Source organism: Mesorhizobium prunaredense (assembly GCF_900156895.1).
Taxonomy (GTDB): Bacteria; Pseudomonadota; Alphaproteobacteria; order Rhizobiales; family Rhizobiaceae; genus Mesorhizobium; species Mesorhizobium prunaredense.
Genome location: NZ_FTPD01000045.1, coordinates 654,724 through 666,319, shown reverse-complemented (window position 1 = coordinate 666,319; position 11,596 = coordinate 654,724). Strand labels below are relative to the sequence as shown.

General features: G+C 61.6%; 13 protein-coding genes and 1 tRNA gene. 7 read left to right on the top strand and 7 right to left on the bottom strand.

Going from position 1 to position 11,596, the window contains the following annotated elements; genetic code table 11:
* The first annotated feature begins 42 nt into the window (after window positions 1–42).
* Window positions 43–125, top strand: a tRNA-Leu gene (locus BQ8794_RS26995).
* A gap of 179 nt (window positions 126–304) precedes the next feature.
* On the opposite strand, the gene BQ8794_RS26990 is transcribed toward BQ8794_RS26995, so the two are convergent.
* Window positions 305–886: a GDYXXLXY domain-containing protein gene (locus BQ8794_RS26990; protein ID WP_077381591.1), complete on the bottom strand. Its 582-nt coding sequence runs from the start codon at window positions 884–886 to the stop codon at window positions 305–307.
* Window positions 883–1,998 carry a DUF2157 domain-containing protein gene (locus tag BQ8794_RS26985; RefSeq protein WP_077381720.1) on the bottom strand — a complete coding sequence of 372 codons (1,116 nt, stop codon included), beginning with the start codon at window positions 1,996–1,998 and terminating at the stop codon, window positions 883–885. Before BQ8794_RS26985 ends, BQ8794_RS26990 begins: the two co-directional genes overlap by 4 nt.
* A 237-nt stretch (window positions 1,999–2,235) precedes the next feature.
* On the opposite strand from BQ8794_RS26985, the gene BQ8794_RS26980 reads away from it, so the two are divergent.
* Both BQ8794_RS26980 and BQ8794_RS26975 read left to right on the top strand, forming a co-directional pair.
* Complete coding sequence (locus BQ8794_RS26980; protein WP_077381719.1) at window positions 2,236–2,376, top strand: DUF1127 domain-containing protein; 141 nt, start codon at window positions 2,236–2,238, stop codon at window positions 2,374–2,376.
* Window positions 2,377–2,430: 54 nt separating this feature from the next.
* Entirely contained in the window at window positions 2,431–2,571 is a 141-nt protein-coding gene (locus BQ8794_RS26975; protein WP_023802557.1) for a DUF1127 domain-containing protein, read from the top strand.
* A 414-nt stretch (window positions 2,572–2,985) separates the two neighbouring features.
* Here BQ8794_RS26975 and BQ8794_RS26970 read toward each other — a convergent pair whose 3' ends face one another.
* Window positions 2,986–3,585 carry a hypothetical protein gene (locus BQ8794_RS26970; protein WP_244555108.1) on the bottom strand — a complete coding sequence of 200 codons (600 nt, stop codon included), beginning with the start codon at window positions 3,583–3,585 and terminating at the stop codon, window positions 2,986–2,988.
* A gap of 102 nt (window positions 3,586–3,687) precedes the next feature.
* Here BQ8794_RS26970 and trmFO point away from each other — a divergent pair, with 102 nt between their 5' ends.
* The 3 genes from trmFO (at window position 3,688) to BQ8794_RS26955 (ending at window position 5,774) form a co-directional block, all read left to right on the top strand.
* Window positions 3,688–5,100 carry a methylenetetrahydrofolate--tRNA-(uracil(54)-C(5))-methyltransferase (FADH(2)-oxidizing) TrmFO gene (gene trmFO, locus BQ8794_RS26965; RefSeq protein ID WP_077381590.1) on the top strand — a complete coding sequence of 471 codons (1,413 nt, stop codon included), beginning with the start codon at window positions 3,688–3,690 and terminating at the stop codon, window positions 5,098–5,100.
* Between the two features lie 67 nt (window positions 5,101–5,167).
* A complete protein-coding gene (locus tag BQ8794_RS26960; protein ID WP_077381589.1) occupies window positions 5,168–5,470 on the top strand; it encodes a type II toxin-antitoxin system ParD family antitoxin in 303 nt (100 codons plus the stop codon).
* On the top strand, window positions 5,442–5,774 hold the full coding sequence (locus tag BQ8794_RS26955; RefSeq protein WP_167378849.1) for a type II toxin-antitoxin system RelE/ParE family toxin: 333 nt from the start codon (window positions 5,442–5,444) through the stop codon (window positions 5,772–5,774). The genes BQ8794_RS26960 and BQ8794_RS26955 overlap by 29 nt, the downstream gene beginning before the upstream one ends.
* Window positions 5,775–5,828: 54 nt before the next feature.
* Here BQ8794_RS26955 and BQ8794_RS26950 read toward each other — a convergent pair whose 3' ends face one another.
* The 4 genes from BQ8794_RS26950 to yajC form a co-directional block, all read right to left on the bottom strand.
* Window positions 5,829–6,680, bottom strand: coding sequence for a phytoene/squalene synthase family protein (locus BQ8794_RS26950; RefSeq protein ID WP_167378848.1), 852 nt, complete (start codon window positions 6,678–6,680; stop codon window positions 5,829–5,831).
* A gap of 1 nt (window position 6,681) precedes the next feature.
* Window positions 6,682–7,071 carry an Mth938-like domain-containing protein gene (locus BQ8794_RS26945; protein WP_077381587.1) on the bottom strand — a complete coding sequence of 130 codons (390 nt, stop codon included), beginning with the start codon at window positions 7,069–7,071 and terminating at the stop codon, window positions 6,682–6,684.
* A 15-nt stretch (window positions 7,072–7,086) separates the two neighbouring features.
* Window positions 7,087–9,639, bottom strand: coding sequence for a protein translocase subunit SecDF (secDF, locus tag BQ8794_RS26940; RefSeq protein WP_077381586.1), 2,553 nt, complete (start codon window positions 9,637–9,639; stop codon window positions 7,087–7,089).
* A 326-nt stretch (window positions 9,640–9,965) separates the two neighbouring features.
* Entirely contained in the window at window positions 9,966–10,304 is a 339-nt protein-coding gene (gene yajC, locus BQ8794_RS26935) for a preprotein translocase subunit YajC (protein ID WP_023802565.1), read from the bottom strand.
* Between the two features lie 277 nt (window positions 10,305–10,581).
* Here yajC and BQ8794_RS26930 point away from each other — a divergent pair, with 277 nt between their 5' ends.
* On the top strand, window positions 10,582–11,457 hold the full coding sequence (locus BQ8794_RS26930; protein ID WP_077381585.1) for an ATP-binding protein: 876 nt from the start codon (window positions 10,582–10,584) through the stop codon (window positions 11,455–11,457).
* Window positions 11,458–11,596 lie beyond the last annotated feature (139 nt).

Below are 11,596 nucleotides of genomic sequence, written 5' to 3'. Positions count from 1 at the left end.
ACATGGGTTGTGACATAGACATGTCACGGTGACACGAAGCCAGCGGGTATGGCGGAATTGGTAGACGCACCAGATTTAGGTTCTGGCGTGAGAACGTGGGGGTTCGAGTCCCTCTACCCGCACCACTGCTCCCCTCGAACAGTGGATTAAGGTCCACTACCGCAAGGCGTTGGGGGTCGAATCCGCCTGCGAGGCGATCACCGCCGGCATCGCCATCGCGGCATCGAGGCAGCGGTCACGAGAATCGTCATGTTTGATGCTGTCCGAGCCGGCCACGCTTTGCCAATTCCAATCCGGGCCAATACTAATAGAGCGGTTCCTCGAACAGCGTCTTGTCGCCGTCCATCAGCGCCTTGATCTGCGCGGCGCCATCGGCTGCGATTGCGACGCGGACGCCGAACGGCCGCACCCGCATGTCGTTCTGGATCGCCATCCCCTCGCCTTCCGGCAGATAAAAGCGTTCGATGCCGTAATCCGGCGCGATCGTCGTGGCTGCGCTGAAATCCCACCCTTCTGACACATGCCCGACGATATCGACTTCATCGGATACTGCCGGCGCAGGCGCTTGCCCGAACCGGGCCGTGGTTGCGCCCCAATAGCCGTCGGCGCCCTGCTTCAGCCTGACCACGATCGGCGTATCGTCGCTCGTCAGTTTGCCGGCCGGAATGTTGGCGATCAGCTTCACCGGTAGGCGCGAAATATCATAGCTGAGCATAATATAGTCGCCGCGCAGGAGATCGCGCGGATCGATCGGTTCGACCCTCAGCAACACTTGCTTGCCGTCGCGCAGGATTGCCGCCCGGCCGGCGATGATCCAGCTCAGGAAGCCGATCTGGACGAGCGCCAGCACCAGCGCTGAAATGATCAGTTTTTTGCCGGTCATCATGCCGCCGCTCCTTCTATGTCGGGGGCCCTCATGCGCTTTTCCACGCGGAGGATGACAAGGGCAAGCAGGCCAAGAAGCACAGCGGCTGCAAGGAAGAAGCCTGCCGTGTCGAGCATCGACTGCAGCATCACCACATAGATGATGGCGAGTTCGAAGGCGAAGCCGGCATAGGCAACCCAGCGCAAGCCCCTGCTCTCGCGGCCGCCCAGCACGATTGCCGCGACAATGCCGGCAAGCGCAACGGCCGAGGCAATGCCGAAGCCGCTGTTATTGCTTTCACCGGCCAGCTCGAACTGGATCATCGCCAGGCCGGTGAGAAACCCGATCAGCGCGTGCAAGGGCAGACGGCCGCCAAGCTGCAATATCCGGTCGACGGGCCCGGCAGCGAAGATCGCAGCCGCGAAAAGCAGCGCCGACACGATAATGAGCGGGACGGCGACCTGCAGCGTTTCGTATTCCGTAAACAGCAGCACGAGATAGAAGATGATCGACAGGATGATCAGATGCCGCGCCGCCTGGCTGCGGGTCCAGAACGAAATGGCGAACAACACGATCGCCATGACGACGAAGTGGTGCGGAAATTCCGTGCGCCTGAAATAGTCGAACCCTCTCAGGAACAGCCATGCGTCGGCAATGCCGACAGACGCGACGGTCAGCGGGTTCGAGCGCAGCGCAACTGCCGCCACGGCGGTGCCCGCGCCCCAGGTGATCAAGGCCGACGCTTCGTCGCCTGACAAATGATACATCTGGCCGATCAGCGCGATCGATCCGCCGAATGCCGCTGCGGCGACGATCCAGAGTGCCTCGCCGATTGCAGCATGGTCGCGTGTCTTCAGCACGGCGCCGCCGACATAGCCGGCAAAGATGATAGCGAAGAGCGCTGCCACCCGCGCCAGCCGCGGGATGGCTTCCCAGTTGGCGGCGACGAAGATCAGGACGGCGGCGCCAAAAAGCAACGCCGCCATCATCGCCAGAATCGAGCCGAAGCTCAGTGATTTGCGCTCATTGGCCTCGACGTCGCGCGTCAGCGCGTCGGCCGTCGAGGTGTCGATCAGTCCAGCCTGCAGCCATCGTGCGATATCGGTCCTGACGCGTGACGAATAACTCGCCATGCCTTTCTCCCCCAGCTTGCTCTTTTTTTCAGCCGACCCGGCCAAACCGTTGACGCTACGGCATTTTCCGATTCGGGCCTATCTATGTCGAAGACGTGATTTGGCGGCGATGGTGCATTGCACAATTTGCATTGCTGCTATGCACCAATAGCGCTTTTAAATCGATATGACCCGACCTATCTTCAGGCCGTAGACAAAGACGGAATGATCCGGAAGAAAGACGAAACGAGAAATACCATGAACCTCATCCGCAACTACCGCAACTGGCGCCGCTACCGGGACACCGTTTCCGAGCTGAGCCGCCTGAACAACCGCGAACTGACCGACCTCGGCATCAGCCGCAGCGACATCCACTACGTCGCCCGCAAGGCGGTCTAATCCTCTTCGGACCGCAAATGGTCCGAACCAGTTTGACTTGAAAAGAGAACGACAATGAACCTGATCCGCAACTATCGTAACTGGCGCGTTTATCGCTCGACGGTTACCGAGCTGGGTCGCCTTTCGAACCGCCAGCTGCATGATCTCGGCATCGTCCGCGAAGAGATCAAGAGCATCGCCCGCAAGGCGATCTAGTCAGAATTTCGCCAGGGTCGACCTCCTCCCCGACCCTGACGGATACGGTCAGCCTTCACCTCCTCCCGAGGGTTGACCACAAAAACGGCGCCCGCCGCACCTCCTCCCGCGGCGGGCGCTGTTTCCCCGGGGCGAATTGATTTCCTCCCCAGGGCGAAACAAATTTGGTCCCAGGGCGAAACAAATTTCGTCCAATAGGGTTTCGCCCCCTTTCATCAGGCGAAAGGAATTTCGTCAAAGCCGACCTCCTCCCCGGCGATGACGAATACGGTCGATCTTCACCTCCTCCCGAGGATCGACCAGCAAAACGACACCCGCCGGATCCTCCCCCGGCGGGTGTTGTTGTTTTTCAGGGGCGACGCACTCTCTGAGAATCGTTCTGCGAAAATCGTTCTGGCGGGGAAGTCCCTGTCGTCAGTCGAGCGCACCGCTTTCCAGCACGCCCCGCTTCTTCCACTGGCTCAGCGGAAAAATGTCCGGTGCGCCGCCCATCGGCGCATACCAGGAATCCACCACCCACTCGGTGCCCCTGTGGTCGCTGATCACCGCCGTCCAATGGGGATAGCGCCCGTCGACAAACAAGCCTCGCGAGGCCCTGTCCTCGACCTTGTGGAACCTGAGCAATTTTCGCTCGGCAAGATACACCAGCAGCGCATGCGTATTGGTCGATTCGTCGACACAATCCATCTGGCCCCTGATGCGCGATGCGCCGAATTCCGACTGCGGCAGATCGCGAATGCCGGTGGCCCGGAGAATGCGCTGTTCGAAATAGCGAACAGCCTTCGAAATAGCGGCACGCTCGGCTTGCGGCGAACCGGCGCCGGCACGCAGGATAGAGCGGAAACGCGCGCCGTCACCGGGGCCAAGCGCCAGCATCGTGCGATAGTTGCAGCTGTATCCGTGGCAGATGGGGATCCGCTTGGAAGCCGTCGCGGCCAGTTCGCCGGCGGCCGCTGATCCGCCCACGGCGATCACGACTGTCAGAAATGTCGCTCTGGCAAAGATCCCAAGCATCCCATCCATTCTCCGACAGTAGACGATTGCAGCACTTGGCGGCAACAACGCGGCCGGCTCGTGTAATTGCAATCGCAGCTACAAAGGATTATTTCGGCGCTCATGAACAAGAACCCCATTCACGTCATCGGCGGTGGCCTGGCCGGTTCTGAAGCCGCCTGGCAGGCGGCCGAAGCCGGCGTTCCCGTCGTGCTGCATGAAATGCGTCCCATCCGCGGCACCGACGCGCACAAGACGGATGGATTGGCCGAACTCGTCTGTTCCAATTCCTTCCGCTCCGACGATGCGCAGACCAACGCCGTCGGCCTGCTGCACGCCGAAATGCGGCTGGCCGGTTCGCTGATCATGAGCGCCGGCGACGCCCACCAGGTGCCGGCCGGCGGTGCGCTGGCTGTCGACCGCGACGGGTTTTCCGGAGCGGTGACAAAAAAGCTCGAAGCGCACCCGCTCATCACCATCCAGCGCGAGGAAGTGCCCGGCCTGCCGCCGGCGGATTGGGACCAGGCGATCATCGCCACCGGACCGCTGACCGCACCTGGGCTCGCCCAATCGATCGCGGAAGTGACCGGCGCCGATGCGCTCGCCTTCTTCGATGCCATCGCGCCAATCGTCCATTTCGACACGATCGACATGGACATCTGCTGGTTCCAGTCACGCTACGACAAGGTCGGACCCGGCGGCACCGGCAAGGATTACATCAACTGTCCGATGGACAAGGACCAATATCTCGCCTTCGTAGGGGCGCTTCTCGAGGGCCAAAAGACCGAATTCAAGCAGTGGGAAGGCACGCCCTATTTCGACGGCTGCCTGCCGATCGAGATCATGGCCGAGCGCGGCGTCGAGACGCTGCGCCATGGGCCAATGAAGCCGATGGGGCTGACCAATGCGCACAATCCGTCGGTAAAGGCCTATGCCGTCGTGCAGCTTCGCCAGGACAATGCGCTGGGCACGCTCTACAACATGGTCGGCTTCCAGACCAAGCTGAAGCACGCCGAGCAGGTGCGCGTGTTCCGCACCATCCCGGGCCTCGAAAACGCCGAGTTTGCCCGCCTCGGCGGCCTGCACCGCAACACCTATATCAATTCGCCGACGTTGCTTGACCACTCGCTGCAGTTGAAATCACGGCCCGGCCTGCGCTTCGCCGGCCAGATTACTGGCTGCGAGGGCTATGTCGAAAGTGCCGCCATCGGCCTGCTTGCCGGGCGTTTTGCCGCCGCCGAGCGGCTGGGCCACGCGCCGGCGCTGCCGCCGATGACCACAGCCTTTGGCGCGCTGCTCAACCATATTACCGGCGGTCACATCGTTTCCGACGACGAGCCGGGAAAGCGCTCATTCCAGCCGATGAACATCAATTTCGGCTTGTTCCCTCCGGTGGAAGCTCCGAAAGCCGAGGGAAAACGCCTGCGCGGCAAGGACAAGACCGTCACCAAGCGGCGTGCGGTGACATCACGCGCGCTGGCCGACTGCCGCAAATGGCTGGGGCTGGCATCATCGGCGGCGGAAGCGGCGGAATAGTCCGCCTGTCTGTTCTTGTCGAGGATAGTAGGATACTATCCTACTATCCGTCAAAGGGAGCAATTTCATGGAGCCCGCCGAGAAACTGTCCGTCACCGTCACGCCCGCTATGGCGCGCATGATCCGCGAAAAAGTCGAGGATGGCACCTTTGGATCGGCGAGCGAGGTGATCCGCGCAGCACTTCGCGCGTTCCAGCGCGAAGAGGAAGAACACGCCCAGCGTATGGCGTCGATCAGGGCGCGTGTGAAAGCGTCGATCGAGGACACGAGGCCCGCTGTTCCGCTCGAAGAAGCAATCGACAGGGTAAAGAGCCGGATTTCGCAACGCGCGCGAGACAATGATGATACAGCGTCTCGCCGTCGTTCTTAGCGAAGAAGCTATTACCGATCTCAAAGCGATGGCTGCCTATATCCTTGAGAGCAGCGGCAGCGAAAGCATCGCAGATGGTTTTGTCGATCGGATTAAACAACGCTGCCAGAGCATCGGCAATGCGCCTCGCGGCGGCCGGTCGCGCGACGACATTGCGCCGGGATTGCGAACGGTTCCGTTCGAGCACTCCGCCATCATCGCCTACATTGTCAGCGACGATCTCGTCCGCATCGTCAACATCTTCTATGGCGGTCGCGACTATGAGGCGCTGATGCGCGATGGCGGGTCGAGCGACCCATCGTGACAGACGGCTGCCGTGATAGTTCCGGCTTTCCGGATCCTTCATGCTTGTCAGCTTTCAGGCGTCCGGCCAGCCTCGCGTTGCGCGGCGCAACAGCAGCCAATGCCGGCGCCAGGCCGAGAGCCGCGCCGTGTCGTTCAGAGGTGACTGACGAGAACTTTCCATCTTGCCGAGATAGGCGCGCGACAAGGCCAGCGGCAAAAATGCTGGTCTGAGCGAAACCGGCAACGCCGACGCGCCCTGCTCGAATGCCGCAAGATGTTCTTGCGCCAGCGCGATCATCGCGGCGACGGCGCGTTGTGCTCCAGGCCCGTCATCGCCCGCAACGAACTCCTCGGACGACGACCCTGCCGCAGCCAGAATGTCGGCCGGGACAAAGCATTGCCCACGCTTGCGATGCAGCGGCAGCAGCAGCAAAAGGCCGGTCATCGCTTGTGCGCAACCTGCCCTGCCCGCAAGTTCGGCAAACTGCGGTGCTGCGACGGGATCGAGCACCATCGCTGCAAGCTGGATGAGCGCCGCCGCGGTCTCGCCGCAATAGCCTTCCAGATCGGTGCGCGACGGCATGGGGTCGTCATAGAGATCGAAAATACGGGCTTCGAGCATGTTCTCGAAGGCAGGCTTCGGCAGGTGGTGGGTGGAAATCGTCGCCTTCAACGCGTCGGCGACGGGATGGCCGGTGCCTGCCCCGGTGTCCTCGGCTGCGATGACATCGCGCCACCATTGCAGTCGCACCTCGCCCGGCAGGGCCTCCCGGATACGGTCGCGAATGCCTGATATCTCGGCATTGAAGGCGTAGAGCGAAAACAGCGCGTCACGCTTGTCCTCGGGCGCATAGAGCGCGCAGACATAGCGATCACGATCGGCGGCGCGCACCGTTTCCATGACGATTTTGGCGTTTTCGCTCACGTCACTCGACGGCAATCAGTGCGGCGGCCACTGCACGGTTTTCCGCCAGGAGAACATTGTAGGTCCGCACGGCAGCACCAGTCGACATCGGATCGGCCGCAATGCCCACCGCCTTCAGCGCAGCACGCAGCGCCGCCGGCAACGGCCTGAGTTCCTTGCCGGCGCCGACCAGCAGGATCTCGACCTGGTCAGCCTCGTTGAGCAGCTTGGCGAAATCCGCCGGCGTCAGTGCCAGGGGATCAGCCGGCTCCCAGCCATAGATGCCCGACGGCAGGCACAGGAGCGAGCCGCGATGCGACATGTCGGCGAAGCGAAACCCGCCATTGCCATAGGCCTCGATCGGCGCACGGCCGGGGAAATGCGCTTCACGGATGACAATGCCTTTGGTCATCCCGTTGGCCGCCCGTCAGGTTGCTATGGCTTTGCCGCCGCTCACCGGCTTCTCCACATCGGCCGTCGCGGTCTCCGGCCGCAGCTTGAACAGGATGAGCAATGGCGCGGCGATGAAGATCGACGAATAGGTTCCGAAGACGACGCCGAACAGCATCGCCAGCGTGAACGAGCGGATCACCTCGCCGCCGAACAGCACCAGCGCCAGGAGCGCGAGCATTGTCGTCACCGAGGTCAGCGTCGTTCGCGACAGCGTCTCGTTGATGGCGTTGTTCAACAATTGCGGCAGCGGCATCCTCTTATATTTTCGCAAGTCTTCGCGAACACGGTCATAGACGACGATCGTGTCATTGAGCGAATAGCCGATGATGGTGAGTATCGCTGCAAGCGACGATTGGTTGAATTCGAGACCGGTGATGACGAAGAAGCCGATCGTCATGACCACATCGTGGACCGTGGCGATGATGGCGCCGACCGCGAACTGCCATTCGAAGCGAAACCAGACATAGACCAGGATTCCGAGCAGTGCGACCAGCATGGCGATGGTGCCTTGCTTGGCGAGCTCGCCGGAAACCGTCGGTCCCACCACCTCGACGCGGCGGAAATCATAATGGTCCTGCAACTCGCCACGCACCTTGTCGATGACGGTCTGTTCGGCGTTCTCGCCGCCCTCCTGCGTACCGACGCGAATCAAGACGTCGTTCGGGTCGCCGAACTGCTGCACCTGCACTTCACCGATGTTGAGTTCCGAAAGCCTGCCGCGGATGTCGGCAATATCGGCGGTGCCATCCTTGGCCTGAACCTCGATCAGCGAACCGCCCTTGAAGTCGATGCCGTAATTGATGTCGACGGTCATGAACAACACGACCGCCAGGATCGACAGCACGCTGGACAGCGCGAATGTCCAGCGGCGGATGCCCATGAACGGAATTCGCGTGCCCGGCGGGACGAAGGTCACCGGCGCGCGCGGCAATTCCTTCGGGCGGGCGCGGCGAAGCCAGATCGACACCAGCAGGCGGGTGAAGGTGAAGGCGGTGAAGACGGTGGTCAGAATGCCGATGGCGAAGGTTACGGCAAAGCCCTTCACCGGCCCGGTCCCCAGCCAGAACAGCACCACGGTCGCGATCAGCGAGGTGACGTTCGAATCGACGATGGTCGCCAGCGCTTTGGAAAAGCCCGTGTCGATCGCCTGGATTACCGAGCGACCGTTTCGTCGCTCCTCGCGGATGCGCTCGTAGATGAGAACGTTTGAATCGACCGCCATGCCGATGGTCAGCACGATGCCGGCGATGCCGGGCAATGTCAGTGTCGCGCCAAGCAACGACAATAACCCGATGATCATCGCCACATGCACCGCCAGCGCGATGTTGGCAATGAAGCCGAGAAAGCCATAGGCCACGAACATGAACACGACGACGAGGATGGAGCCGATCACGCCGGCGACCTTGCCGGCGTGAATGGAATCCTCGCCGAGCCCAGGGCCTACCGTGCGCTCTTCGATCACCGTCAGCGTCGCCGGCAGCGCGCCGGCACGCAACAGCACGGCGAGGTCGTTGGCGCTCTCGGCGGTGAAATTGCCTGAGATCTGGCCGCTGCCGCCAAGGATCGGTTCGCGGATCTGCGGCGCCGAAATCACCTGATTGTCGAGGATGATGGCAAACAGCTTGCCGACATTCTGCGAGGTGGCCTGGCCGAAACGCGCCGCTCCCTTGGAATCGAAGGTGAACGAAACCACCGGCTCACTGGTCTGGGAATTGTACGTCGCCTGCGCATCGACGAGATTTTCGCCAGAAACGATGACCCGGTTCTCGATCAGATAGGGAACCGGCGGATCATCCTGCGAATACAACACCGAGGATCCGGCCGGCGGACGACCGTTGAGCGCGTCCTGCACCGGCATCGACTGGTCGACCATCTGGAAGGTCAGCTTGGCGGTCTGGCCTAGAATGTCCTTCAGCCGTTGCGGATCCTGCAGGCCCGGCACCTGGACCAGAATGCGGTCGTCGCCTTGGCGTTGCACGATCGGCTCGGTGGTGCCGAGTTCATTGACGCGGCGCTCGACGACTTCGAGCGACTGCGCCAGCGCCGTCGACGTGCGATATTTGATGCCGGCATCGGTGAAGGCGAATTTGAGCAGACCGGGCTCGGAATCGTCCAGCGACATTTCCTGGACGGAGCCGCCGCTGAACAGGCCGGCGGCCACCGGGTCGGTCAATGTCTTCAGCGCCGTCTTGGCGGCTTCGACCTGACCGGGATCGGTGATGCGGACCTGCACGGCCCGGCCTGATCCGGCAAGGCCGGTATAACCGATCTTGGCATCGCGCAGCCGCGTCCTGATTTCGTCGCGCGTCGTCTCCAGCCGATCCTTGATCAGATCGTTCGGATCCATCCTGAGCAGGATATGCGAGCCGCCCTGCAGATCGAGGCCGAGCGTCATCTGGCGCTTCGGCACCCAGTCGGGAAGCCTGGCGAGCGTGCTTGCCGAAAAAAGATTGGGCGCAGCGAGGATCACTGTGGCGGCCACCGCCAGCCAGATCAGGATCATCTTGAAGCGCGAGAAGTAAAGCATATGGCGTCGTCCGTCACGGCGTTCGGGCGGATCGTTCCGCCTGGAATTGGGTTATTTCTAGGCGCTCTGGTTCGCGACTGGCTCGCCGTGGTCCGCACATAGGTTGATGTCGAGCACAAGACAGTTCACTTTGATGCTGCCATCGGGCTTTCTTCAACTATTGTCAATCTTGCCGGCATGGGACCAGCGCGCAATGGCATCACGAGATCGTTGGCGCCCCGTGATACGGGCGGCCAGCCAGATCTGAGTTGTCCTGAAGCGCGAAAATACAGCAAATGGCGTTTGTCGGTCTGGGTGTATCCGCAGATCGTTCGCCGACAATCGGTTTATTTCTTGGCGTTCTGGTTCGCCACTGGCTCGCCCTTTACGCGCACATCGGCGATCGTCGAGCGCAGCGCCGTTACCTTGGTGCCACCGCCGAGATCGATCTCGAGCTCGTTGTCGTCGATCACCTTGGTCACCTTGCCGACGAAACCGCCGCCAGTGACGACCGTATCGCCGCGGCGCACCGCCGCCAGCATCTCGCCGCGCTTCTTCAACTGCGTGCGCTGCGGCCGGATGATCAGAAAATACATGATCACGAAAATCAGGACAAACGGCAAAATGCTGATGAACATATCCGGGGAGGTGCCGACGCCTTGGGCATATGCCGGTGTCACGAACATCGAAGTACTCCTGAATTTTGAAAAACAGCCGCCAAACGGGTAATTTGGCGGCCCCGTGAAATTTGGCCGGAATATAGTCGGTAAAGTTGCCAATGCAACTGCGGCCGAGCATTTCAGCTGCTTTTCCGGCTGGTTGAGCCGTGTTAGAGCATGGTCCCGAAAGATGAAGCGCGGTTCTCGGAAAAGATCGTGCCCTAACAAAAGGTTGGAGCCGGTTCCGAAACCGCCGTAATCGATAGGTTCCGTTGCTTCCTGAATGCCAGAACAAAAGACAAGAATGACCGACAGCACCATCGAAGCCCTGAACAAGAAGCTCGACCGCCTGATCGAGGCGGTCGCCCGCCTCGCCCCGCCCCCAGTGCCGGAAACCGATCTCGGCGGGGCCGACTGCTTCGTCTGGCAGGCTGATCCCGGCTATCTGGAGCCGGTGCGCAAGGTCAACCGCGTCGACATCGGTCTGATCCGCGGCGTCGACCGCGTCCGCGACATACTGGTCGACAACACCGAGCGTTTCGCCTCCGGTTACGCAGCCAACAACGTGCTGTTGTGGGGCGCACGCGGCATGGGAAAATCCTCGCTGGTCAAGGCCGTCCATGCGGCTGTCAACGCATCGGCAAAGCTGGATTTGCCGCTCAAGCTCATCGAGATCCACCGTGAGGACATCGACACGCTGCCGAAGCTGATGGCGCTGCTGAAGGCAGCGCCTTACCGTTTCATCCTGTTTTGCGACGACCTCTCCTTCGACCACGACGACACGTCCTACAAGTCGCTGAAGGCGGCGCTCGAAGGCGGAGTCGAGGGGCGCCCGGCCAATGTGATCTTCTACGCCACGTCGAACCGGCGCCACCTTTTGCCGCGCGACATGATCGACAATGAGCGCTCGACCGCCATCAACCCGTCGGAAGCGGTCGAGGAAAAAGTCTCGCTCTCCGACCGTTTCGGCCTCTGGCTCGGCTTCCACAAATGCTCGCAGGACGAGTATCTCGACATGATCGACGGATATGTCCGCCATCACGGACTCGCCATCGATCCCGAGACGCTGCGCGCCGAGGCGCTGGAATGGGCGACGACGCGCGGCAGCCGATCGGGCCGCGTCGCCTGGCAGTACACCCAGGATCTGGCAGGCCGGCTCGGCAAGTCGCTCCAAGATTAGACCATGATCCCGAACCGAAGGTCAGCGTAGCAAAAAGTGGAGCCCGGTTTTCGGACAAGATCATGGTCCGGAAAAGCCACTGAAAAAGCCCGCCCCTTGCGGAGCGGGCTGAGCCGGCGGGCCGGACTGGAGGTCAGGC